Source organism: Arthrobacter sp. 35/47, assembly GCF_000520475.1.
GTDB lineage: Bacteria > Actinomycetota > Actinomycetes > Actinomycetales > Micrococcaceae > Arthrobacter_D > Arthrobacter_D subterraneus.
Genome location: NZ_KI914603.1, coordinates 62996 through 85807 on the forward strand (window position 1 = coordinate 62996; position 22812 = coordinate 85807).

Genomic DNA, 22812 nt, shown 5'->3' on the forward strand with positions numbered 1-22812 from the left:
CCACCGGCTGGTTGGAGCGGGAGCGTGCCCCCGCCGCGAAGGCGAGCAGGTTGTTCACCGCCGTTGCACCGAGCGAGTACAACGGTGCCTCGATGGTGGTCAGCGCCGGCGTGACAAGGGCGGCGCCGTAGCTGTTGTCATGCCCCACCACACTGACATCGCCGGGCACGCTGAGGCCGCGCTGCTGGAGGGACCGGATGAAACCGATGGCCATCTGGTCGTTGTAGGCGATGACGCCCGGCGTGCGGTGGCGCAGCCACTCGGCGGCGACCTCCTCACCGCCGCGGATGGTGGGCAGATAGGATCCGGTCCGGCGGACCGAGAGCTCCAGTTCCATGGCGGCCTCGCGCAGGGAGCGCCACCTCATGCCGTCCGCCCAGGACGCTTCCGGTCCGGCCAAGTAGGTGATGCCGCGGTGTCCCAGTTCGCCGAGGTGCTCGGCCGCCCGGCGGATGCCGCGCGGGTTGTCGGTCACCACGCTGGCCACATCCTTGACGGCCCGGTTCATGACGATCAGCGGCTTCTGCTTGGCCATCATCCGGATCGCGGAATCGGACATTCGGGAACTGGAGAGCACAATCCCGTCGACCGATGGCAGCGCCCGTTCCAGCGCCTGGCGTTCCCGGTGTTCGGACTCCTGGGTGTGGGCGAGAAGCATGGTGTACCCCGCCTCCGAGGCCGCCGCTTCCGCACCACGCACCATCTCCGCGTACACCGGGTTGCGGATGTCTGCGATGACCAGGGCGATCATTGAGGTGCGCTGCCCGCCCGGGTGCTGGATGCCCGCAACATGGGTGGACCGGTAGCCCACCTCGACGGCTGCCGCGAAGATTTTCTGAGCCGTGTGATGGCTGACCCGGCCCGGCCGGGCAAAGGCGCGGGAAACGGTCGACGCCGAGACTCCGGCGACGCGGGCGACGTCGTAAATTGAGGGTAAGCCTCGCGAATCAGCCATGATGACCTCCGCCTTCACCCTAAACCCGTCAAGGCAACTATTGGCAACTGTTTGAACCTTTAACGAGTTTCTTGGCTCCATGGAGGAAGCACCAAACAGCGCCACCAACGATGTCCGCTTAGTGGGCGGCAGGAAAACGGGTAGAAATGAACTCCAAGAAAAGCTTCGCAGTACTGGGATCAGCAGCGGCAATGATGCTCGCGCTGTCAGCCTGCGGCGGCAGTGCAGGATCCGCAGGCGGGGACTCGCAGACGCTGCGTCTCGCCCTGAACCAGACCGAAACGCACCCCTCCTACATTGCGCTGGACAACCTGGGCAAGAACGTCGAGGAGAGCACCGAGGGCCGGGTGGGCGTGGACGTCTACGCCAATGAGACCCTCGGTGCGCAGCAGGAAGCCATCCAGCTGGTGAGCGACGGCACCGTTGACATGGCCGTTGTGTCCGGAACGCAGCTGGAAAACCTGAACCCCGACTTCCAGGTCTTCAACCTCCCCGGCGTCTTTGACAGTGTTGAGCACCAGATGGGCGTCATCGGCGATGACGCGATCGTCGGGGAGTTGTACGCTTCCCTTGAGGACCAGAACCTCACCGTCCTCGGCGGTTTCACCCAGGGCACCCGCAGCATCTACAACACCCAGGGACCAGTCAACACCCCGGAAGATCTGGCCGGGATGAAGATCCGTGTCCAGGAATCCGATGTTCAGATGAAAATGATCGAGCTGATGAAGGGTGCCCCGACACCGATGGCCTTCGGCGAGGTTTACACGGCGCTGCAGTCCGGCGTGATCGACGGTGCTGAAAACAACGAGATCTCCTACCTCACCCAGAAGCACAACGAGGTTGCGAAGTACTTCTCGAACACGAACCACCTCGTGGGCCTGGATTACGTTGTAATCAATACCGCTGCCTATGAAGCTATGACCGAGGAAGACCGCGCTGTCTTTGAGGAGCAGTGGGTTGCTGCCGTCGAGGAACACACCACGCTGTGGCTTGAGGAAACGGAGAAGGCACACGCCGATCTCGAAGCGAGCGGCACCGAGTTCAACGACGTTGATGAGGAAGCGTTCAGTTCCGTCCTTGAGCCGCTGGTCGAGGAATATGTGGACACCGAGGTTGAGCAGGCAATCTACGACGCCGCGCGCGCCGCGGCCGAGTAGCCATGGAGAGTCAAAGCAGTGATCAGCCGGAGGAAACAGGCGGCCGTCGGTCGATGACCCCGGCCGGCGCAGAGGACCCGGCGGCAGGAAGGGTGAGTAGGTCTCGCCCCTCCGGGGGGCCCGTGGTTGCAGCGCTCGAGACAACCCGTCGCTTGATCGACCGCATTCTTGCCGTATCCTGCATCATGATCTTCGCCGCGCTGGTGGTCGTCGTCACATGGCAGGTTTTTTCCCGGCAGGTACTTGGTGTGCCTGCCTCGTGGACAGAGGAATCAGCGCGCTACGTTTTCGTGGTCCTGGCCCTGCTCGGCGCCGCGTTGGTGTTTTCGGAGCGCGGGCACATCGCCGTCGAACTGTTGGTGAACAAATTCCCGCTACCTGTGCAGAAGCTCATCGCTCTCGTCGTAGAAGTCTCGATCGTCTTCTTCGCGGGATACGTGATGATTTATGGAGGGTTGGCGGTGGCAGGGAACGCCTGGACCCAGAACATTTCAACGATGCCTCTCAGCGTAGGGCAGGTCTATCTGACGCTTCCGGTAGCGGGCGCGCTGATCACTTTCTTTGCGCTGTGTCACATCGTGGGTATGTTCGCCGGCACCGAGAAGCCTGTGCCCGAGATCGACCCAAACAATCAAGGCATCTGAGGTCATCATGGAACCCACTACTCTCGCCGCGATTGTTCTCGTAGGCGGCTTCATCCTCGGGCTCGCGCTCGGCGCTCCGGTGGCCGTTGCGATGGGCCTTCCCTCGGCCCTCGCAATCGTCGTCCTTCTTGGCTGGGACTCAGGCGCTCTCACCTCAGCCCAGCGCCTTTTCACAGCGAGCAACTCCTTCGCCCTGCTTGCGATTCCATTCTTCATCCTCGCCGGCGGCTTGATGAACACCGGAGGAATTGCGCAACGTCTCATTGATCTGGCACAGGTTCTGGCCGGACGCCTGCCCGCTTCCCTGGCGCAGACCACTGTCGTGTCCAATGCCATGTTTGGGGCAGTATCCGGCGCATCGGTTGCATCTGCTGCGGCAGTCGGCTCGGTGCTTTCACCTCCAATGCGGAAGGCCGGGTACGACCCGGCATTCTCAGCGGCGGTGAACGCGGCAGCTTCCCCCGCGGGAATGCTGATTCCGCCGAGCAATACGTTCATCGTGTACTCGCTCGTGTCGAGTACATCAGTAGCGGCTCTCTTCATGGCCGGTATCGGTCCAGGTCTGTTGTGGGCGCTGGTCTGCATCGTGATGGTGGCTCTGTATGCACGAAAGCGCCCGGAACTTCGCGGGAGTCAGCGTGCCACCCTGCGCCAGTTCGGCGCGGTCCTCATGCGCGCCATCCCTGCCTTGCTGATGATCGTGATCGTCATCGGCGGAATCCTCACCGGCTTCTTCACCGCCACAGAGTCGTCCGTGGTCGCGGTGCTCTACGCACTGGTTCTCGGCCTTGTCCAGAAGACACTGCCGGTACGTGCGCTTCCCTCAATCACCCTTGAGGCCGCCAAGACAACCGCGATCGTCATGCTGCTTATCGGGGTATCAGGAATTCTTGCGTGGGTGATGTCGTTCGCCCGGGTGCCTATACTCGTCGCTGATGCAATGCTGGGTTTTGCCGACAATCCCGTGGTCATCCTGATCATGATCATGATCATCCTGCTTCTGGTGGGCACCGTCATGGATCCGACGCCTGCGATTCTGATTTTCACACCGATATTCCTGCCCATCGTTACCCAGATCGGAATCGATCCCATCCACTTCGGAGCGATGATGGTGTTCAACATGTGCCTGGGGAACATTTCTCCACCTGTCGGCAATAATCTGTTCGTGGCGGCACGGGTAGCCAACGTCCGTCTCGAGCCGATGATCAAACGAATCATGCCCTTCTTCTGGGCGCTTACCGCCGCGCTGTTCATCGTTGCCTTCGTTCCCCAACTGTCGATGTGGTTACCGACCGCTATGGGGTTGATGAACCCGTAAGGTGGCGACGCCGCAGCTATAAAGTACGCCGGGATGGTGCAGGTCTGGACGGACCTGCACCATCCCGGCGTTTTGCGTGTGGACGTTTCAGTCCCGCGCCCGGCAACCTGCTGCAACCGGAGCAACTTGTGGCAACCCGTGGGGTCTTCGCGGGTCACCCGACGAGAGTGGAAGAGGCGCCCCGCACCCGTCCCTGGCTGTGTCCGGGGCGCCGATCATCATTTCCTCACTCGATGGAGAGCAGACCAAATGACCCGCATTTTCCGACGCATTTCCGCGCGCAGGCGCCTCGCCGCGGCGGTGGCACTACCGCTGACCCTTACGCTGGGGGTGACCGCCGGAACGCTGCCCGTTCAGGCGAAGGCGCCCGAGAGGACCCCAGCCGCCGTGACCAAGGATGAAGGCAACCATGGCAAGCCGCCGGTGCTCGGCGCCCGAGTCAAGGACACCATCACGGTCAAGGGCCGCACCTTCAAGGACCTCAACGCCAACGGCACGCTCGACCCGTATGAGGACTGGCGACTTTCCGCGGCTGAGCGGACCGCGAACCTCGTGTCGCTGATGACCATTGAGGAGAAGGCGGGCCTCATGCTCATCGACACCCTCAACGCAGCATGCGACGTCGACACCCAGACCCGCGGGACGCTGGACCCGGCGGCGACGGACTACATCAACAACCAGCAGATGCACCGGTTCATCTTCCGCAACACGGTCACCAGCGAGGACAAGGCCGTCTGCGGCGCCCCCGGCGGTGGCTTCGCAGCGAGCACGTCGCTGACCCCGCAGGAAGCCGCGAACTACATGAACACCATCCAGGAACTGGGCGAGGCCACCCGCCTGGGCATCCCGATGCTGTACAAGTCGAACGCCCGCAACCACATTGACCCCAACGCGCGGGCCGGCATCAACGAATCCGCCGGTGCCTTCACCGCCTTCCCGAAGGAAGCAGGCATCGCCGCCGCAGCACTCGGCCAGGAGGCCCTGAATACCGGTGAGGCTCCCACCATTGGCGACATGTCCGTCGTCGACGACTTCGCCACCGTGATGGGTGAGGAGTGGAAGTCCATCGGCCTGCGCGGCATGTACGGCTACATGGCGGACCTCTCCACCGAGCCCCGCTGGTACCGCGCCCATGAGACCTTCACGGAGGACGCGGACCTCAACTCGAACATCATGACCCAGCTCGTGCAGACCCTGCAGGGACCGGTGGGCGACGACGGCAGTTCCCTCAGCCCCGATACCTCGGTGGCGCTGACCATGAAGCACTTCCCGGGCGGCGGACCGCAGGAGCTGGGCCTCGACGCGCACTACTCCTTCGGCAAGACCCAGGTGTACCCGGGCGGGGGCTTCGGCTACCACCTGCAGCCCTTCGAGGCGGCTATCAAGGCCGGCGTCTCCTCGATCATGCCGTACTACGGTGCGCCCGTGAACGTCACCCACGACGGCGTCACCTACGACCAGACGGGCATGGCCTTCTCCAAGCAGATTGTCAATGACCTCCTGCGGGACAAGCTCGGCTTCGCCGGGTACGTCAACTCCGACACCGGCATCATCAATGACCGCGCCTGGGGCCTCGAGGACAGGACCGTCCCCGAGCGCGTGGCCGCCGCGATCAACGGCGGAACCGACACCCTCTCCGGCTTCCACGACGTCAGGACCATCACCGACCTCGTGGACAGCGGACTGGTCTCGGAGGAGCGGGTGACGCTCGCGGCAACGCGCCTGCTGCAACCGATGTTCAGCATGGGCCTCTTCGAGAACCCGTACGTGGACGCGGAGGCGGCCGGCGCCGTCGTCGGCAGTGCTGCCCACCGTGAGGTGGGGCTGGACCTGCAGCGCAAGTCCGCGGTGCTGCTCCAGAACAAGGAAACGAACGACGGCGGCAAGACCCTGCCGCTCAAGGACGGCTCCGACGTCTACATCCTGGGCGACTTCACGCAGAAGACCGTGGAAAGCTACGGCTACAACGTGACCAACGGCAACGTTGCGGACCCGGCCGAGCGGCCCAGCGCTGCGGACAGCGACTACGCACTGATCTCGGTGACGGTGAACAACACCAACACCTCCTCCTACGTGAGCAACTCACCGACCTCCGGCATGAACCCCGAGCACATCAACCCGGTGACGCTCGAGGGGGTCGAGGGCCTTGACGGACAGAGCCCGTACGGGGCTGCGGATGCGTGCGTGGCACAGGGTGCTGCGCAGTGCACCGACAACGGGCTGCGTTTCGGCGGGTCGCTGCCGTGGGAGTCGAGCATCCTGGACTTTACCTCGATAGCTGAATCCGAATCCTGGAAGATCACCCCGTCGCTGGACACGATCAAGCAGGTCATGGCCGAGGTCGAGGACCCCGAGCAGGTTGTGCTGCACGTGTACTTCCGCCAGCCGTTCGTCATGGATGAGGCCAGCGGGCTGCTCGACGCCGGTGCGATTGTTGCCGGCTTCGGCATGACCGATACCGCGCTGATGGATGTTCTCTCCGGAAAGGTGGCGCCGCAGGGCCGTATGCCGTTTGCGCTCGCCGGAACTGCTGAGGCGATCCGCGAGCAGTACAGCGACCTGCCCGGCTACAAGGAGACCACGGACGGCGAGCTGTTCCCCTTCGGGTTCGGCCTGACGTACTAGTTCCACCTCGGGTCCCCTCCCGGGACCTCTGCCCAGTGAGTCGAGCCGCCCGGTGGGCTGTCCCAACGACAGCCCACCGGGTACCCCGACTCGCTGGGCTGCTTCGTCAGTGACCTGTTTCGTCAGGGAGCCCGGTGGAGCTCGATCTCCAGCGCGTTGTGCCGCACCCTGTCCAGCGCGGCGTTCACCGCGCCGGTCAGCACAATGTCGCCCGCCAGTGATGACGCCACCACCCGGGGCGGAAAGTGCGACGTCGCTGCCACCTTTTGCTCGATCTGCTCCGCGAGGCGCGCGATGGACGGCGCCACGGCGCCGCCGATAACCACCGTGTCCGGGTTGAGCAGGGACGCGAGGGTAGAGATGACGCGGGAAAGCCGCTCGGCGAGGCGCTCCACGATCTCGAGAGCGACGGCGTCACCCGCCTCCGCTGCGGCGAACACGGCCTCGGCGGATGGCTTGGTCTTCTTCGATATACCCCTGGACAGCACGGTCCGGCGGCCTGCTGCGAGGGCTTCGGACGCCCACGCACGGGCGAGCGGCGCGATGGCTTCCGGACTGCCTACACCTTCCACCAGGTCGAGGTAGTGCATTTCGCCGCCGCCGCCCAGCGAACCGTGCAGGAGGCGTCCGTCCTCGATGATTCCGGCGCCGAACCGTTCGCCGGCAAGGAGCACCAGGAAGCTGCCGTCCGGATCCACGGTGCCGTTGTAGCGCTCCGCGAGAGCTGCGAGGTTGGCATCATTCTCGATGAAGGACCCCCAGTGTGGACGGCCGGCCAGCACAGCGGCCTGGTCAACGGCCATCCTTTCCCAGAACGGGTTGCCGGTGGGGATGGTGCCGCGGCGGCTGACCGGGGCGGGGATGCCGAAGCACACTGTCAGCACCTGCGCGGGATCGATGCCGCCGTCGTCGAGCGCTGTATCAATGGCGCGCTGCAGCGCCGCGGTCCGGGGGACGGGATCAGGATCGTGAAGATCGGCGGTGAACGCGGCACCGCCGCGGCCCTTCACTTCACCGCGCAGGTTCGCGGTGACGCTGCGGATACCGCTGTATCCCGCGTCGACGCCGATCACATAGCCGGCGTTGTCATTGAGGGCGAAATGCCGGGCGGGCCTGCCCTTGCCGGTTGCGGCCCGCGCCGGCTCCTCGACAATCCATCCGTCACGGAGAAGGTCGTCGCAGACCCCCAGAACGGTGGCCCGGGTGAGCGACGTTGAGCTGATGAGCTCGTTTGCCGTGAGGGTGCTGCCGGAGGGGACCTGCCAGATCCTGTCGAGGATGAGGCGCGCATTTGAACGCCGCAGCATGTTGGTCGACGATGCGGCCGCGGGGGCTGCGCGCCGGGATTCGGGTACGTTCACCTACCCAGTTAACACGCTGGGGCGTCGGGCCTACTTTTTCTGCCGGCGGCTTCCACCGTGCCAGTCCTCCTCGATCCCGGTCTCGGCGTCGGTGATTCCGAAACTGCGCAGCTGGGGCCGCTCCCGGAGGCTGCGCTTCAACTCGGCAAAGCCGGGGAACCGGGCCAGCGCCACCACGTGGTCCCACAGCTCGGCGGCTTCGCTGCGGGAGGGGAGTCTGCTGATGACCGGGCCGAAGAAGGCCACGCCTTCCGGCGGCTCGAAGTGGATGATCGGCGTGCCGACGTCCTTGCCGGTCTGCGCGAGCGCCTCGTCGGTTTCAGACTGGATGATGGCGTCGAGGGATCCGTCGTCGAGCGCATCCGCCAACGACGGCGGCAGACCGGCTTCGGTGAGGATGGGCTCCAGGAATTCGCGGGTGCCGTGGTGGCCCGTGGCGCCGGACTGGGACTCCTCGTCCCGTTCCGTGTCGAAGATGTGGGCGCCGAGGCGCGCATACAGCGTGCCGACGGCGTCGGGACCGTGTTCCCGCCGGGTCCGCGCGGCGACGCGCAGGAGGCGCAGGCCGGCGGTGTGGCCGGCCTCGTAGCCTTCGGGGAAGTGTGAGTCGTAGTCGACTGACGCGTTGAGCAGGCGCAGCGAGATGAAGCGCCATTCGACGGCGTAGTCGCGTTCCTCCATCACCAGGCGGACCCATTTGCTGGTCATCCAGGCGAAGGGGCAGATGGGGTCGAAGTAGAAGTGGATGTCGGCGTTCTTCTCGGTGGGAGCGTCCATTCGGCCACTATAGGGGCGGGAGCTAACCGAGTTCCACGCCGCCGTCGTCGTTGATGCGCCAGGCGGGGTTGTGGGCGATCTCCCAGATCACGCCGTTCGGGTCCTCGACATGGGCATGGAAAATCCCGCCGAACCGGCTCTGTTGAGGTTCCTTCAGGACGGTGCCGCCCGCGCCGGTCATAGCCCCGACCGTGCTCCGGACGGCATCCGGACTGTCCACGTTGTGCGAGAGGGTCACGCCGGAGACTGGCGGGGCGGTGGTGCCGCCGAGATCCTCGGCGAACTTGCCGGCGTCGAACAGGCCCAGAAGCAGCCCCGGCGCTACCTGATAGAACAGGATCTCGCCCGGCACATCGAGTTTCGGCGCCCAGCCGAGGCCCTCCTGGTAGAAGTGGCGGGCGGCGTCGAGGTCCCGGGTGGCGAGAGTGATGAAATGAAGCGGCTGGTCCATGGTGGGGAGCCTAGTATGGCGGGGGAACGTTCATCCAGACTCTGAAAGCGAGCGTCCTATGTCGATTGTTGTTACCGCGATCTTTACGCCCAATGAGGGCGCCTTCGACCAGGTGGTCGAGGCGCTCCGCCCTGCCATCGCCGAGGTGCATGAGGAGCCGGGCTGCCTGCTCTATGCCATTCACGAGGCACCGAACGGTGACATCGTCATGATCGAGAAGTGGGAAACGGTGGAGTCGCTGGACGAGCACGGCGCCGGCGAGGCCGTGAAGCGCCTGGGCGCCTCCCTTGAGGGGCTGCTGAAGAAGCCGGTCGAGGTGACCCGGCTGACGGCAATTCCGGCGGGAACGGCCGCTCAGGGCGAGCTCTAGCCGGTCAAACCCCGGTGGGTCTCATCCCTTCCGTTCCCACCCGATCGCAGGGGCAACATGCTCGGCGATATTGCGGAGGAGTTTGGCGTTGTAGTCCACCCCGAGCTGGTTGGGCACGGTCACCATGAGCGTGTCAGCGGCGCGGACGGCGTCGTCGTTGGCCAGTTCCGCGGCGATCCGGTCGGGCTCTCCGATGTAGCTCTTCCCGAATCGGGACATGGCGCCGTCGAGCACGCCGACCTGGTCGCGGGTCTCCCGCAGGGCGCTGAGCGCGAAGTACCGGCGATCCTCGTCATCGACGATGGGAATGACGCTTCGGCTGACGGAAACCCGGGGTTCGAAGTTGTGGCCGGCGTGGGCCCATTCCTCGCGGAAGAGCTGGATCTGTTCGGCCTGCAGTTGGTCGAACGGTACACCGGTGTCTTCGGTGAGCAGGGTGGAGCTCATCAGGTTCATTCCCTGTTCGGCCGCCCAGACGGCGGTCTTCCGGGTGCCGGCGCCCCACCAGATTCGCTCGCTGAGCCCGGGGGAGTGCGGCTGCACGGGGAGCAGTCCGGAGCCCTGCCGGGGGTCCGCCTGGGCGATCCCGGCGCCGGTGATGGCATAACGGAATACCTCCGTGTGCCGGCGGGCCATGTCCGCGGGCTCTTCGCCGTCGGCCGGTACGTAGCCGAAGTTCGCTGCACCGTTGAGCGCCGGTTCGGGGGAGCCCCGGCTGATGCCGAGCTGCAGCCGGCCGCCGCTGATCAGGTCCGTCTCCGCTGCTTCCTCGGCCATGTAGAGCGGGTTCTCGTAACGCATGTCCACCACACCGGTGCCGATCTCAATCCGCGAGGTACGCGCTGCGATCGCCGACAGCAGCGGAAACGGCGCCGCCTGCTGGCGTGCGAAATGGTGGACGCGGAAAAACGCGCCGTCGATGCCGATCTCCTCGGCCGCCTCAGCGAGTTCGATGCCCTGGATGAGCGATTCACGCGCGGTGCGCGTGCGTGACCCCTGCAGCGGGGACCAATGGCCGAAGGACAGGAATCCGATGCGCTTCATACCGGCCACAACCAAGGACGACGACGGTGCATTCCTCGTGTGGGTCTTCCCTCAACCGATGGGGTGAGGCTTAGGCTGTTGCCGCCCGCTCCCGGTACCTGCCCAGTACCTCGGGGGTGGGCTCAACGTCGACCAGCTCGATGCCGGTTGTCTGCCAGGCGGGCAGCGCGCCGGTAAGCGCTCCCGCAGCCTGTCGGGCGGCGCCGTCGGCCACGTACTCGCCGGGCTCCGGGACGGATACCGGCAGTCCGAAGACGGTGCCCACCGTACGGCGCAGCGCTTCGGAGCGGGCGCCACCGCCCACGAGGATGATGCGCCGCGCTACAACGCCGACGTCGGTCAGCGCCTTGAGCCCATCCGCGAGGGAGCAGGCAACACCCTCGACTGCCGCCCGCGCCACATTGGCAGGCGTGTAGTTGTGCAGAGTCAGGCCGTGGAGTGAGCCGGTGGCATCAGGGAGGTTGGGAGTGCGCTCGCCGGAGAAATACGGCACCAGTGTCAGCCCCTCCGCTCCAGCGGGAGCCTGCAGTGCGAGGCGCGCGAAGTCTTCATGGTTGACGCCGAGCAGGCGGGCGGTCGCGTCGAGCACCAGCGTGGCGTTGAGCGTGCACACCAGCGGCAGGTAATTTCCGGTGGCGTCGGCGAAGCCGGCCACCAGGCCGGTGGGATCCGACGTCGGCCTCTTGGCCACCGCAAAGACCGTGCCTGACGTGCCGACGGACACGACGACGTCGCCCTCCGCCGCACCGACACCCAGTCCCGCTCCGGCGTTGTCACCGCAGCCGGCTCCGATGAGCAGTCCGTCGGGTGTCTTTCGGAACTCAAGCGGCCCGAGGACCTCCGGAAGGATGGGCACGTGCCCGAGGGTGCTTTCAAGAACATCCGCCAGATACCCCCTGGCCGGCGACCAATAGCCGGTGCCGGATACATCCGAGCGGTCTGTGGCCAGCGCCTTCAGCCCGTCTCCGCCCGAGCCGGGGCCGTAGCCGGCGAGCCGCCAGCTGAGCCAGTCATGGGGGAGGCAGACCGCCGCCGTCCGCGCGGCGTTCTCCGGCTCGTTTTCCGCGAGCCAGCGAAGTTTTGTCGCGGTAAGGGACGCCACGGGCACAGTGCCGGTGGTCTCGGCCCACCACTGCGCGCCTCGTTCCTCGACGAGAGCCGCGGCGGCAGGGGCCGAACGGGTGTCATTCCAGAGCAGGGCCGGGCGGACCACCCCGCCGTCGGAGTCCAGGCACACCATCCCATGCTGCTGCCCGGCAACGGACACGGCAGCGACGTCGTCGAGCCCACCCGCCGCCGCAATGGCTTCCTGCAGAGCAGTCCACCAGGCATCGGGGTGGACTTCCGTGCCGGGCGGATGCTGCGCAGAGCCCTGGCGCACCAGCTCGCCGGTGTCCGCGTCACGGATCACCACCTTGCAGGACTGCGTTGAGCTGTCCACTCCGGCTACCAGGGCCATGGCATCTTCCTTTGCTGCTGCTGCTGTCGAAGTTTTGTCGCCCAACTGCTGCTGAAACCGCTTGAAAACGTCAGTTAGGCGACAAAAACTCCGCTATGGGGGTGGTCGGTGGAGTGCCTTGCTAGGCGCGGGCGCCCAGGAGGTGCTCCATGGCCAGCTGGTTCAGCCGGACGAATGCGAAGGAACGCTCCGAGGCCTTGTCGGCGTCGAAGTCCTCGAACGCGGTGCGGTCGGCAAGGAGCTCCGCGGTTGTCTCGCCGGCAGACAGTGTAGTTTCACCGAGTTCGACGACGCCGGATACCTTGAGCGCCTCCTGTACCTCCGGATCGGCGCGGAAAGCCAGCGCGCGCTCCTTGAGCAGGAGGTACATCGCCATGTTGGCCTTCGCGGACTCCCACACGCCGTCGTAGCCGTCGGTGCGGGACGGCTTGTAGTCGAAGTGCCGCGGACCGTCGTAGCGGGGACCGCCGTTGGGGAACCCGTTCTCGAGGAGATCCACCGTGAAGAATGCGCTGGTCAGGTCACCGTGGCCGAAGACGAGGTCCTGGTCATACTTGATGGACTTCTGGCCGTTGAGGTCGATGTGGAAAAGCTTCCCCGCCCACAGCGCCTGCGCGATTCCATGATTGAAGTTGAGGCCAGCCATCTGCTCGTGACCGGTTTCAGGGTTCACGCCAACAATGTCGCCGTGTTCCAGCTCGGCGATGAACGCCAGGGCATGTCCGACCGTCGGGAGGAAGATGTCGCCACGGGGTTCGTTGGGCTTGGGCTCAAGGGCCAGGCGGATCCCGTAGCCCTTCTCCTTGATGTAGCCGGCGACGGTGTCCACGCCCTCCTTCATGCGGTCGAGGGCTGCGGCGAAGTCTTTGGAACCGTCATACTCGGCACCCTCGCGGCCTCCCCACATCACGAAGGTTTCCGCGCCGAGCTCGGCTGCGAGGTCAATATTGGTGAGGACCTTCCGCAGCGCGAATCGCCGGATGGAGCGGTCGTTGCTGGTGAAGCCGCCGTCCTTGAAGACCGGGTGGCTGAACAGGTTGGTGGTGACCATGGGGACCTTGAGCCCGGTCTGATCGAGTGCTTCGCGGAAGCTGGAATGGATGCTCGCCCGCTGCTGGTCGGTCGAGCCGAACGGCACCAGGTCGTTGTCGTGGAACGTGATGCCGTATGCACCGAGTTCGGCAAGCCGGTTGACTGCTTCAACTGGATCGAGCGCCGCACGGGTGTCGGTGCCGAAAGGGTCGGTGCCCGTCCAGCCGACGGTCCAGAGGCCAAAGGTGAAACGGTCCGCAGGGGTGGGTTGAGGTGACATGGGGTACTCCGCACTGAGTTGGATGGATAAGTTCATGACTAAAACATATAGCGATGGACGCTCGACGTCAACGGCCTGCGGGGAGGTAATTCCCAATGACGGTGCTATGTTTACGTCCAGTACAAACTGGCGGCAGGGAGTCAAATGAGCGAGCGCAGCGGCACTGAGGACCTCCGCCGTCGTAATCTCTCCGCGGTCCTCACCGCGGCGCACCGGCACGGACCGCTGACGCGCGCGGCCCTTGTTCAGCGGTGCAGCCTCACGCGCTCGACCATCGGTGCGCTCGTCGGCGAGTTGTCAGCCCTCGGCCTGGTGTATGAGACGGACGCCGCCGCTGCACGCGTGGGCAGGCCAAGCCCCCTGGTCCATGCGAGCGAACGCGTCGTGGCGCTCGCCGTCAATCCGGACGTGGATGCGGTGACGGTCGGCGTCGTCGGCCTCGGCGGGAAGGTGCACCGGCGCATCCGCTACAGCACGTCATCGGTACCTACCTTGCGTGAAGCCGTGAACATCACCCGCGCGGTCGTCGAGGGACTCTCGGTGGAACTGGCCGGAGCTGAGCATATGGTCGGCGTCGGTCTGGCCGTTCCGGGACTGGTCAATGCGGACGCAGGCGTTGTGCTGCTGGCTCCGCATCTCGGCTGGAAGGACGCCGACGTCGTCGGGCCTTTCCGGGAAGCGCTCGGCATGCCGGCGGTGGCGGCCAACGACGCGACCCTGGGGACCCTGGCGGAGAGTATCTTCGGTGCGGCCGCGGGATACCGCGATGCGCTTTATCTGAATGGCAGCGCGTCGGGCATCGGTGGAGGAGCCATTGTCGGCGGCGTGCCGCTGGGTGGAGCCTTAGGGTATGCCGGCGAGTTCGGGCACATGGTGATCAGGCCGGACGGCGAAGCGTGCCACTGCGGACGCCGCGGCTGTCTCGAGACAGAGGTCAATCTGGAGCGGCTGCTGAAGGTTGTCGGGCTGGACCGGGCCGACGGCGAACAGCTCGAAGACGCGCTAGGCCCCGGCCTGCCGTTTCCCGTGCTCCGCGAGATCCGCCGCCAGACAGACCTGCTCGCGGTCGCCCTCAGCAATCTCGTGAACGTTTTCAACCCTGAGGTGATAGTGCTTGGCGGGTTCCTGGGCGTGCTGCTCGACGCGGACCGGGAGCGGCTGGGTACGGCCGTTGCCCACGGCCCGATCAGCGGCCTCGGTGCCGAAGTGCGCCTTGAACGTGCCGCCCTCGGGTCCGAGCTCCTCCTCGTCGGTGCAGCGGAGGCAGTGTTCGCCGGTCTCCTCACCGAACCCAGGAGCATCGCCTCCAACCCGTGAAGTTTTTGTCGCCGTTCTGCTGGTTAAACGCCCGGATAACAGCAGAACGGCGACAAAAACTCCAGTTGGGTCAGGGGGCCGGGGGAGTTGCGGCGTCCGGTCCCGGCGGGCGGCGGCGTCGTACCCCGACGGTCACTCCCACCGACGCGGCCGTGACCAGGATCAGGGCAATAATCTCGCGGGTGCCAAGCGCCTGTGCCAGCACCAGCAGCCCGGCGAGAGCCGCCATCGCCGGGCCCAAAGCGGACAGCACCCCGAACACCCGCGTGGACAGCCGCTGCAGGGCGAGCATCTCGAGCGCATAGGGGAGTGCGCTGGACAGCAGCGCCACGCCCACGAATACCGGCAGAACCAGCGGCGAGGCCAGCACCCCGCCGAGCGCGGCCGTGGCCCCGAACGGCATCGCGATGACCGCGCCGATCGCCATTGATACCGCCAGCCCCTCCACGCCGGGGACAAGCCGCCCCACCCGCGCGCTGGCCAGGATGTAAACCGCCCAGAACGCGCCGGCGCCGAGGGCAAAGAGGATGCCGGCAAGCGGCAGATCGCCGCCGTCGTCGAACCCCAAAAGAACGACGCCGGCGAACGCCAGAAGTGCCCACGCCGCGTCAGCAATGCGCCGGGTCTGGACCAGCGCAAGCAGGAGGGGGCCCGTGAATTCCAGCGTCACGGCAACGCCGATCGGAATGACGCCGATGGCGAGGTAGATCAGGCTGTTCATCCCCGCGAGTGCGATGCCCAGCACCGTAGCGGCGGCCCACTGCTCGTGCTTCCAGCCGCGCACCCTCGGACGGACGGCGATCAGCAGAATCAGCGCGCCGAACACCAGACGGAGCAGCACTGCGCCGGTGGGTCCCACCGCATCAAACTGGGTCCTCGCCAGCGCCGCCCCGAACTGTACGGAGAGGACGGCCGCGATCATCAGCACGGGTGCGGGAATGGAAGAGGTGCGCATACGTCCATTCTGTCCGGCTCAACCGGCCGGCCGGTTCACCGCTCCGTGTTGACGTACTTTCGAGTCAGCTCCCGGATGGTCGCGGCGGCGCAATCCTTCATTTCGGGCAGAGCTTCAGCGACTGCAGCGAGGTCTCCGCGTTTCAGGCTGGACTCGAGGTCCGCTGTCAGCCGTGCCAGCCGGGTGGCGCCGATCATGGTGGCGGTGATCCGCACGCTGAGCAGCGCGTCGAGGGAAGCTGCTGCGTCTCCGCCCTCCACCGTGTGGACCAGCCGGAGGTACCTGTCATCCCAGTAGGCGATGAAGTCCCGGACAAAGGAGCGGGCCGGGGCAGGATCGTCGAACTCGTCCTCCAGTCTCCGCAGCACGCTCCAGGTCACCAGCGGAGGCCGTTTGCTCGCTGCCATGAGTGTCTCCGATCAGGGTGGGGGTCAGGGAACCGGGGAGGCGACAACGACGACGTTCTTCCCCCACAGGTCCTCGGTGTAACAGCTGATGAGAACCAGCCGGTTTGGAAGAATGCGCCAGATATCGCTGTCTTTCAGCGTGGATTTCAGGAAAGTGGTCACTGAATCGACCCGATAGGTCAGGAAGCCCGTGGCTGTAGTCACCGTGAATGTTTCCCCGGGAACGGCACCGCTGCTCAGCCGGTTGAAGGGGGCATCCCGGTCTTCCCAGCTGTGCCCGATGACGTAGGTTGTGTTGGTCGATCCGTAACCCGGGGTGCCGAAGGATGAAAGCCAGTATCCATCGAGCGTGAACGGCGGCACGAGGGACTGGGTTTCCCGGGACGCCTGGTCGATTTCCATGGGATACACCGCGACGTCGATGCCCGCCGCTGCATACTCGATCCGTTGCGGAGGGGAGGCGAGCGGTCCCTGAATTTCGGTGGGAACCGGTGGCGGAGGAGCCGCTTCTGCCTGCTGCCGTGGAACGGAGCGGTTCACCGGCGCAGGGGTGAGGGCGTCGTCGGGCACGGTGTCGACGATCCGGACCGCAACGGCAGGGGTATCGGTGAGTACTCTGGCGGCCGACGACGACGGTAGGGAAAGCGCGAGGAACGCCAGCAGCAGCGTGAGGATCACCGCGGTGGTCTTCGACGCCGGTGCCGCGCGGTGGTGCGCTGAATGCCCGGGCGTCGAACCCTGGTCGGTGTTCATGCCCTTTCCCTTCGCCGTAGGTAAAAGGGGAGGCGGGGAGTGTGCACAGCCTCCGCGGTACACACTCCCCGTGTCCGGTTGGAGAAACCTAGTTCCTGATCAGGTTTCTCCGCGCTGCCCAGAGAGCAGCGAGAACCAGGAACGTCACGAACCCGCCGAGCAGCAACGGCGTTTCTTCCGCTGCATGCTCAGCTCCCGCTGTTTGTACGTTGAAGCCCTGGTTATTGACCGCGCCTGCAGCAGGCGCCGGCTGCATTGCCGGACCTGCCGGACCTGCCGGTCCCGGCTGCCCCGGTTGCCCTGGTTGTCCCGGTTGCCCTGGCTGGCCTGGCTGTCCCGGCTGGCCTGGCTGACCTGGTTCCCCTGGAGGACCTGGAGGGCCTGGAGGGATCGCCGGCCCTTCAACCGGCACGGGTACGCAGCCGTTGTTGTAGGTTGCTTGTCCGGTGGTGTCCCAGTTCAGTCCTGCGGGCAGGGCGGTGTTGGGTGGGATGATGTCTGCGCTGTGGTCTCCGTGTCCTTCGAGTCCGTTGAGGCTGATGCGGATTGCCTCGTAGGGGTGGGTGGCGGAGCCGGTGGCGTGGCAGATGTCGATTTTCTTGTCGACTGGTGGGATCGCCGGCCCCTCGACGGGCTTGCAGCCGTTCTTGTAGGTCGCTTGGCCGACGGCGTCGTAATTCAACCCGGCGGTCAGATAGCTGTTGGGCGGGATAATGTCTCCGCCGTGGCCGCCGTGTCCCTCGAGACCGTTCAGGTCGACCTTATTCGTCACATACGGGTTGCCTTCTGACCCGGTGGCGTGACAGATTTCCACTTTCTCTCCAGGTGTGGCAACCGCGGTCGGCGCAACACCCAGCGACAGCAACCCCAGGATGCCCAGGGCTGCGAATAAACGCCTCATTTCATTACTCCATTCACCTCTGACATGGCACTGGTAACCCCGCGACACACGGTGGAGTTTGGACGGGAAGGTCGGACATTCGCCGTTGTGCGGGTCCTGAGCGGCCTTCATGAGGCTGCGAATCCTGCGTCACTTGTCAGATGAATGCAGTAAGGGCGCCTCCCCCACCCGCGAAGTCATCAGTCGTACCTGCTCAACGTAGAAGTGGAGGGACAGGAAAACATCAGTACCGATTACCCGTTTAATTGGCCCGAGGACTACTCGAAGGCAATGTGCTACTTGCTTTAGGGCACTATTTAGGCTTCGACTACTTGTTCAGCGGCTGTCAGGCCCAGACTTCCCAAACCCCGCGGTGTCCTCTAGTCTGAGAGTTCATAAACGAACGCTATTCGTTTTATGTACGCGGCACGACTGTCGCGTGTAGAGAGGACACCATGAGGATCATCGAAAGCGACGTCGTCGTCGTGGGAGCCGGCCCGTCCGGACTGATGGCAGCGAGGGAGCTGCGCAAGGCCGGCCACTCCGTTACGGTTCTGGAGGCCAGGGGCCGCGTGGGAGGGCGCACGCATACCGATACCATCGACGGCGCGGTGCTGGAGATCGGCGGGCAGTGGGTGTCCCCGGACCAGACGGCGCTGATCGGCCTCCTCGACGAGCTGGGACTGCAGACCTACTCCCGCTACCGGGAGGGCGAGTCCGTGTACATCGGGACCGATGGGAAGGCCGTCCGCTACACCGGCGAAATGTTCCCAGTCAGCCGCCGGACCGGCGCGGAAATGGCCCGCCTCATCGAGGAGCTGGACCGGTTGGCCGCGCAGATGGATCCGAGGGCGCCATGGGAACACCCGCAGGCCCGCGACCTGGACACCGTCTCGTTTTCCACCTGGCTGCGGCGGCAGTCCACCGATGAGGAAGCCTGCAACAACATCGGCCTGTTCGTCGCCGGCGGCATGCTCACCAAGCCCGCCCATTCCTTCTCCACCCTGCAGGCGGTGCTGATGGCAGCCTCCGCGGGTTCCTTCTCACACCTCGTCGACGAGGATTTCATCCTCGACAAGCGTGTGGTCGGCGGAATGCAGTCCGTGTCGGAGCGGATGGCAGCGGAGTTGGGGGACGACGTCGTCCTGAACAGTCCCGTGCGCACCCTCCGCTGGAGCGCGGCGGAGGACGGAACTACCAGCGTTGCCGCCATCTCGGAGGACGTCACGGTGAACGCCCGCTACGCGGTCATGGCCGTCCCGCCGAACCTCTATTCCCGGGTCTCCTTCGAGCCGCCCCTGCCGCGCAGGCAGCACCAGATGCACCAGCACCAGTCTCTGGGCCTGGTCATCAAGGTCCACGCCGTGTACTCCACGCCGTTTTGGCGCGAGGACGGACTCTCCGGCACGGGATTCAGCGCCGGCTCCATCGTCCAGGAGGTCTACGACAACACCAACCACCAGGACTCCCGCGGCACCCTCGTCGGGTTCATCTCCGATGAAAAGGCCGACGCGATGTTCGAACTCGACCCTGACGAGCGCCGCCGGCGGATCCTCGAATCGATCGCCGGATTCCTGGGGCCGCAGGCGCTGACACCCGAGGTGTACTACGAATCCGACTGGGCCTCCGAGGAATGGACCCGCGGCGCCTACGCCGCCAGCTACGACCTCGGCGGGCTCACCCGCTACGGCCGCCACCAGCTGACCCCTGTCGGCCCGATCCACTGGTCCAGCTCCGACCTCGCGGCCGAGGGCTATCAACACGTGGACGGCGCCATCCGCATGGGCCAGTACACCGCCCGGAACATCACCGCGGCGCTCGCCACGCAGCGAACCCTCATCGGCTAGGAGGCCACCGTGACTGGAATGACACGCACCACCGTCATGCCCGCCGAATGGGCCCGGCATGAGCGCACCTGGCTGGCGTTCCCGCCCGCCAATGACACGTTCGGTGCACCCGGGAGCGAGAGCCTGCGCCGGGCACGTGAGGCATGGTCCCGCGTCGCGAGGACAATCGCCCGCTACGAGCCCGTGACCGTCCTCGTTAACCCGGACGACGCCGGCCCCGCCCGGACACTGCTCGGCACCGACATAACGGTCACCGAAACAATGCTCGACGACGCCTGGCTCCGCGATTCAGGGCCCACCTTCGTGCACCGGAGCAACGGCGCCGTGAACGCCGTGAACTGGGTCTTCAACGGCTGGGGTGCGCAGCACTGGGCCGCGTGGGACAACGACCAGCACGTGGGCCGGGCCGTCGCGGCCTCCGCCAGGACACCGGTCGAGGACAGCCGCCTGGTCAACGAGGGCGGCGGCTTCCACATCGACGGCCGCGGCACCGTGCTCCTGACCGAGACCGTCCAGCTGGACCCCGGCCGCAACCCGGGAGCCACCCGGGAATCCGTCGAAGCCGAGATTCACGCCCGGCTGGGCACCCGGCACGCCGTCTGGCTGTCGCGGGGCCTCAGCCGCGACTACGAGGAGTTCGGCACCCGCGGGCACGTCGACATCGTCGCCGCGTTCACGCCGTCGGGCGCAGTCCTCCTCCACAGGCAGGACAACCCAAGCCACCCCGACTACGAGGTGACGCGGCTCCAGAAGAAAGAGCTTGAACAGGAAACCGACGCCGACGGCCGCCCCCTCGAAGTCATCGACGTCCCGGCCCCGACAGTGACCACCGACGACGACGGCTTCGTGGACTACTCCTACATCAACCACTACGTGTGCAACGGTGCGGTGATCCTGTGCGCCTTCGATGACGCGAACGACGCCGTTGCCGCCGACATCCTCGGCCGCGCCTACCCGGGGCGCACCATCGAACTGGTCGACGCCCGCGACATCTTCTCCTTCGGCGGCGGCATCCACTGCATCACGCAGCAGCAGCCCGCGCCGCTCGAGAACGAAAGGGAGCGGTAATGGGATTCAACGTCGTCGAAACGGGCATCGCGGACCTCCGCGATGCCCTTGAAACGGGCCAGGTGACCAGCGAGGAACTCGTCGAGTCTTATCTGAACCGCATCGCGGCCTATGACCACGCGGGTATCCGGCTCAACTCCGTGATCGTGATGAATCCGGAGGTCCTGGCGGAAGCCCGCGCCTCGGATGCGCGCAGAAAAAACGGGAAAACGCTCGGCCCGCTGGACGGAATCCCGTACACGGCCAAGGAAAGCTACCAGGTCAAAGGCCTCACCGTCGCCGCGGGATCCCCGGCATTCCAGGGCCTCATTGCACAGCAGGACGCCTTCACCATCGGCCGGCTCCGGAGCGCCGGAGCCATCCTGATCGGGCTCACCAACATGCCGCCGATGGCCAACGGCGGCATGCAGCGCGGCGTCTACGGCAGGGCGGAAAGCCCCTATAACGCCGACTACCTCCCCGCCGCCTTCGCCTCCGGTTCCTCCAACGGGTCCGGCACGGCGACGGCGGCCAGTTTCGCTGCCTTCGGACTGGCGGAGGAAACGTGGTCCTCAGGCCGCGCCCCGGCGTCGAACAACGGACTGTGCGCCTACACGCCCTCGCGCGGCGTCATCTCCGTCCGGGGCAACTGGCCCCTGGTGCCCACCATGGACGTGGTTGTACCGCACACGCGCACCATGGCGGACCTGCTCGAGGTCCTGGACATCATCGTCGCTGATGACACCGAGACCCGCGGCGACTTCTGGCGCGTCCAGCCCTGGGTGTCCATTCCGCCTGCGTCCGAGGTGCGTCCGCCGTCGTACCGGTCCCTGGCAGCAGGTGCCGGCACGCTGAAGGGGAAGCGCTTCGGTGTGCCGCGCATGTACATCAACAAGGATCACGACGCAGGCACCGCGCCAATGCCCGGAATCGGCGGCCCCACAGGCCAGCGGATCCAGACGCGGCCATCCGTCATTGCGCTCTGGGAGGCTGCGCGGCGCGACCTGGAGCGCGCGGGCGCGGAGGTGGTCGAGGTCGACTTCCCGGCGGTGTCCAACTACGAAGGCGACCGGCCGGGAGCGCCAACCATCCGGACACGCGGCGTGGTGAGCCCGGACTACCTCCAGCGGGAAATCGTGGACCTGAGCGCGTGGGCGTGGAACGACTTCCTCGACGCGAACGGGGATCCGCAGATGCCGAGCCTCAAGCAGGTTGACGGCGCAGCCATCTTCCCGGCACCGGACGGCGCACTCCCGGACCGCTACACCGGGTTCGACGACGACATCGCCGAGTACCCCGACTTCATCCGCGCCAACGAGGGCCTGCAGCTGGCCGACATCCCGCACCTCGAGGAAGGCCTGCGCGGGCTGGAGGAAACCCGCCGGACTGACCTCCATGACTGGATGGATGAGCACGGACTGGATGCCGTGATCTTCCCGGCAGCGGGCGACGTCGGCCCCGCTGACAGCGACACGAACGTCGCTTCGGCGGAGCTCGCCTGGCGCAACGGCGTCTGGGTGTCCAACGGCAATCTGGTCCCGCGCCACCTGGGCATCCCGACGGTCACGGTGCCGATGGGCGTGATGGCTGATACCGGCATGCCGGTGGGGCTCACCTTCGCAGGCAAGGCCTACTCGGACAATGACCTGCTGCGCCTCGCGTCGGCTTTCGAGGCAACCAGGTCGCGGCGGGTGGCTCCAGCACGAACGCCGGCGCTCTAACGGACCGCTTCTAGAGCGTCGTAACGAGCCCGGCCACCTTTTCGAGCGCGCCCGGAACCAGGGAGTAGTACGCCCAGGTGCCCCGCTTCTCGCGGTGCAGCAGGCCGGCCTCAACCAGGATCTTCAGGTGGTGGGAGACGGTCGGCTGCCCGAGATCCAGCGGCTCCGTCAGGTCGCAGACGCACGCCTCGCCGGACTCGCCGGCCTTCACGATGGAGAGCAGCCGCAGCCGGTTCGGGTCAGCCAGTGCCTTGAATATGGCGGCCCGCTGCTGCGCATCCTCGCTGCTGAGAGCGGGCTGATCCGACGGGAGGCAGCAGGCGGCGTCCAGCGTCGTTTCAAGGGTTTGCGCAGTGTTCATGAACCCATTATGCACCTTGGATTGACAATGATCGATATAGCTGGTGGTATT

Annotated in this window: 21 protein-coding genes; 9 read left to right on the forward strand and 12 right to left on the reverse strand. The window is 65.8% G+C overall.

Annotated elements, in window-relative coordinates; genetic code table 11:
• Nucleotides 1-955 (reverse strand): LacI family DNA-binding transcriptional regulator (locus tag X803_RS19330; RefSeq protein WP_084033652.1); only part of this gene is annotated, 955 nt, incomplete at its 3' end.
• 146 nt (nt 956-1101) lie between these two features.
• Between X803_RS19330 and X803_RS0110770 the strand changes: the two genes are divergently transcribed.
• The 4 genes from X803_RS0110770 to X803_RS19335 all read left to right on the forward strand — a co-directional run bounded on the left by X803_RS0110770 (nt 1102) and on the right by X803_RS19335 (nt 6699).
• Nucleotides 1102-2112, forward strand: coding sequence for a TRAP transporter substrate-binding protein (locus X803_RS0110770; RefSeq protein ID WP_035778620.1), 1011 nt, complete (start codon nt 1102-1104; stop codon nt 2110-2112).
• Between the two features lie 152 nt (nt 2113-2264).
• Nucleotides 2265-2756: a TRAP transporter small permease gene (locus X803_RS0110775; protein ID WP_162149227.1), complete on the forward strand. Its 492-nt coding sequence runs from the start codon at nt 2265-2267 to the stop codon at nt 2754-2756.
• A gap of 7 nt (nt 2757-2763) precedes the next feature.
• Nucleotides 2764-4074, forward strand: coding sequence for a TRAP transporter large permease (locus tag X803_RS0110780; RefSeq protein ID WP_156930050.1), 1311 nt, complete (start codon nt 2764-2766; stop codon nt 4072-4074).
• 249 nt (nt 4075-4323) lie between these two features.
• Complete coding sequence (locus X803_RS19335; RefSeq protein WP_084033655.1) at nt 4324-6699, forward strand: glycoside hydrolase family 3 protein; 2376 nt, start codon at nt 4324-4326, stop codon at nt 6697-6699.
• 122 nt (nt 6700-6821) lie between these two features.
• On the opposite strand, the gene X803_RS0110790 is transcribed toward X803_RS19335, so the two are convergent.
• The 3 genes from X803_RS0110790 to X803_RS0110800 are packed head-to-tail and all read right to left on the reverse strand — an operon-like array spanning nt 6822 to nt 9288.
• Nucleotides 6822-8060, reverse strand: coding sequence for an ROK family transcriptional regulator (locus X803_RS0110790; RefSeq protein WP_051470672.1), 1239 nt, complete (start codon nt 8058-8060; stop codon nt 6822-6824).
• 30 nt (nt 8061-8090) lie between these two features.
• Entirely contained in the window at nt 8091-8837 is a 747-nt protein-coding gene (locus X803_RS0110795) for a DsbA family protein (protein ID WP_026545144.1), read from the reverse strand.
• A 22-nt stretch (nt 8838-8859) separates the two neighbouring features.
• Nucleotides 8860-9288 (reverse strand): VOC family protein, encoded by a 429-nt coding sequence (locus X803_RS0110800; RefSeq protein WP_026545145.1) that lies wholly within the window; start codon nt 9286-9288, stop codon nt 8860-8862.
• A gap of 58 nt (nt 9289-9346) precedes the next feature.
• Here X803_RS0110800 and X803_RS0110805 point away from each other — a divergent pair, with 58 nt between their 5' ends.
• Nucleotides 9347-9658 carry a putative quinol monooxygenase gene (locus X803_RS0110805; RefSeq protein WP_026545146.1) on the forward strand — a complete coding sequence of 104 codons (312 nt, stop codon included), beginning with the start codon at nt 9347-9349 and terminating at the stop codon, nt 9656-9658.
• A 21-nt stretch (nt 9659-9679) separates the two neighbouring features.
• On the opposite strand, the gene X803_RS0110810 is transcribed toward X803_RS0110805, so the two are convergent.
• From X803_RS0110810 to xylA, 3 genes are all read right to left on the reverse strand, one after another.
• Nucleotides 9680-10702, reverse strand: a complete 1023-nt coding sequence (locus tag X803_RS0110810; protein WP_035778622.1) for an LLM class flavin-dependent oxidoreductase — start codon at nt 10700-10702, stop codon at nt 9680-9682.
• A gap of 70 nt (nt 10703-10772) precedes the next feature.
• Entirely contained in the window at nt 10773-12161 is a 1389-nt protein-coding gene (gene xylB, locus X803_RS0110815) for a xylulokinase (protein ID WP_026545148.1), read from the reverse strand.
• Between the two features lie 121 nt (nt 12162-12282).
• The gene (gene xylA, locus X803_RS0110820) at nt 12283-13473 is read right to left on the reverse strand and encodes a xylose isomerase (protein WP_026545149.1); all 1191 of its coding nucleotides are present in this window, start codon (nt 13471-13473) and stop codon (nt 12283-12285) included.
• A gap of 144 nt (nt 13474-13617) precedes the next feature.
• On the opposite strand from xylA, the gene X803_RS0110825 reads away from it, so the two are divergent.
• Nucleotides 13618-14790, forward strand: coding sequence for an ROK family transcriptional regulator (locus tag X803_RS0110825; protein WP_026545150.1), 1173 nt, complete (start codon nt 13618-13620; stop codon nt 14788-14790).
• Nucleotides 14791-14860: 70 nt separating this feature from the next.
• Here X803_RS0110825 and X803_RS19340 read toward each other — a convergent pair whose 3' ends face one another.
• The 4 genes from X803_RS19340 to X803_RS22555 all read right to left on the reverse strand — a co-directional run bounded on the left by X803_RS19340 (nt 14861) and on the right by X803_RS22555 (nt 17806).
• Nucleotides 14861-15745, reverse strand: coding sequence for an EamA family transporter (locus X803_RS19340; protein ID WP_035778624.1), 885 nt, complete (start codon nt 15743-15745; stop codon nt 14861-14863).
• Nucleotides 15746-15780: 35 nt separating this feature from the next.
• The gene (locus X803_RS19345; RefSeq protein WP_051470673.1) at nt 15781-16152 is read right to left on the reverse strand and encodes an Hpt domain-containing protein; all 372 of its coding nucleotides are present in this window, start codon (nt 16150-16152) and stop codon (nt 15781-15783) included.
• Nucleotides 16153-16176: 24 nt separating this feature from the next.
• Nucleotides 16177-16905: a class F sortase gene (locus X803_RS22550; protein ID WP_051470674.1), complete on the reverse strand. Its 729-nt coding sequence runs from the start codon at nt 16903-16905 to the stop codon at nt 16177-16179.
• Nucleotides 16906-16993: 88 nt separating this feature from the next.
• Entirely contained in the window at nt 16994-17806 is an 813-nt protein-coding gene (locus X803_RS22555) for a hypothetical protein (RefSeq protein ID WP_026545151.1), read from the reverse strand.
• 374 nt (nt 17807-18180) lie between these two features.
• Here X803_RS22555 and X803_RS0110850 point away from each other — a divergent pair, with 374 nt between their 5' ends.
• The 3 genes from X803_RS0110850 to X803_RS0110860 are packed head-to-tail and all read left to right on the forward strand — an operon-like array spanning nt 18181 to nt 22400.
• A complete protein-coding gene (locus X803_RS0110850; protein ID WP_275450944.1) occupies nt 18181-19632 on the forward strand; it encodes a flavin monoamine oxidase family protein in 1452 nt (483 codons plus the stop codon).
• 18 nt (nt 19633-19650) lie between these two features.
• On the forward strand, nt 19651-20700 hold the full coding sequence (locus tag X803_RS0110855) for an agmatine deiminase family protein (RefSeq protein WP_035778626.1): 1050 nt from the start codon (nt 19651-19653) through the stop codon (nt 20698-20700).
• The gene (locus X803_RS0110860) at nt 20700-22400 is read left to right on the forward strand and encodes an amidase (RefSeq protein ID WP_026545154.1); all 1701 of its coding nucleotides are present in this window, start codon (nt 20700-20702) and stop codon (nt 22398-22400) included. The genes X803_RS0110855 and X803_RS0110860 overlap by 1 nt, the downstream gene beginning before the upstream one ends.
• Nucleotides 22401-22410: 10 nt before the next feature.
• On the opposite strand, the gene X803_RS0110865 is transcribed toward X803_RS0110860, so the two are convergent.
• Nucleotides 22411-22761 (reverse strand): ArsR/SmtB family transcription factor, encoded by a 351-nt coding sequence (locus X803_RS0110865; RefSeq protein WP_026545155.1) that lies wholly within the window; start codon nt 22759-22761, stop codon nt 22411-22413.
• Between the last annotated feature and the right edge of the window lie 51 nt (nt 22762-22812).

What these genes read in the sequence shown, in the direction of transcription:
- X803_RS0110770 (WP_035778620.1), top strand. Translation starts at nt 1,102, where the DNA reads ATGAACTCCAAGAAAAGCTTCGCAGTACTGGGATCAGCAGCGGCAATG.
- X803_RS0110780 (WP_156930050.1), top strand. Translation starts at nt 2,764, where the DNA reads ATGGAACCCACTACTCTCGCCGCGATTGTTCTCGTAGGCGGCTTCATC.
- X803_RS19335 (WP_084033655.1), top strand. Translation starts at nt 4,324, where the DNA reads ATGACCCGCATTTTCCGACGCATTTCCGCGCGCAGGCGCCTCGCCGCG.
- X803_RS0110795 (WP_026545144.1), bottom strand. Translation starts at nt 8,837, where the DNA reads ATGGACGCTCCCACCGAGAAGAACGCCGACATCCACTTCTACTTCGAC.
- X803_RS0110800 (WP_026545145.1), bottom strand. Translation starts at nt 9,288, where the DNA reads ATGGACCAGCCGCTTCATTTCATCACTCTCGCCACCCGGGACCTCGAC.
- X803_RS0110805 (WP_026545146.1), top strand. Translation starts at nt 9,347, where the DNA reads ATGTCGATTGTTGTTACCGCGATCTTTACGCCCAATGAGGGCGCCTTC.
- X803_RS0110810 (WP_035778622.1), bottom strand. Translation starts at nt 10,702, where the DNA reads ATGAAGCGCATCGGATTCCTGTCCTTCGGCCATTGGTCCCCGCTGCAG.
- xylB (WP_026545148.1), bottom strand. Translation starts at nt 12,161, where the DNA reads ATGGCCCTGGTAGCCGGAGTGGACAGCTCAACGCAGTCCTGCAAGGTG.
- xylA (WP_026545149.1), bottom strand. Translation starts at nt 13,473, where the DNA reads ATGTCACCTCAACCCACCCCTGCGGACCGTTTCACCTTTGGCCTCTGG.
- X803_RS0110825 (WP_026545150.1), top strand. Translation starts at nt 13,618, where the DNA reads ATGAGCGAGCGCAGCGGCACTGAGGACCTCCGCCGTCGTAATCTCTCC.
- X803_RS19340 (WP_035778624.1), bottom strand. Translation starts at nt 15,745, where the DNA reads ATGCGCACCTCTTCCATTCCCGCACCCGTGCTGATGATCGCGGCCGTC.
- X803_RS19345 (WP_051470673.1), bottom strand. Translation starts at nt 16,152, where the DNA reads ATGGCAGCGAGCAAACGGCCTCCGCTGGTGACCTGGAGCGTGCTGCGG.
- X803_RS22550 (WP_051470674.1), bottom strand. Translation starts at nt 16,905, where the DNA reads ATGAACACCGACCAGGGTTCGACGCCCGGGCATTCAGCGCACCACCGC.
- X803_RS22555 (WP_026545151.1), bottom strand. Translation starts at nt 17,806, where the DNA reads ATGAGGCGTTTATTCGCAGCCCTGGGCATCCTGGGGTTGCTGTCGCTG.
- X803_RS0110855 (WP_035778626.1), top strand. Translation starts at nt 19,651, where the DNA reads ATGACACGCACCACCGTCATGCCCGCCGAATGGGCCCGGCATGAGCGC.
- X803_RS0110860 (WP_026545154.1), top strand. Translation starts at nt 20,700, where the DNA reads ATGGGATTCAACGTCGTCGAAACGGGCATCGCGGACCTCCGCGATGCC.
- X803_RS0110865 (WP_026545155.1), bottom strand. Translation starts at nt 22,761, where the DNA reads ATGAACACTGCGCAAACCCTTGAAACGACGCTGGACGCCGCCTGCTGC.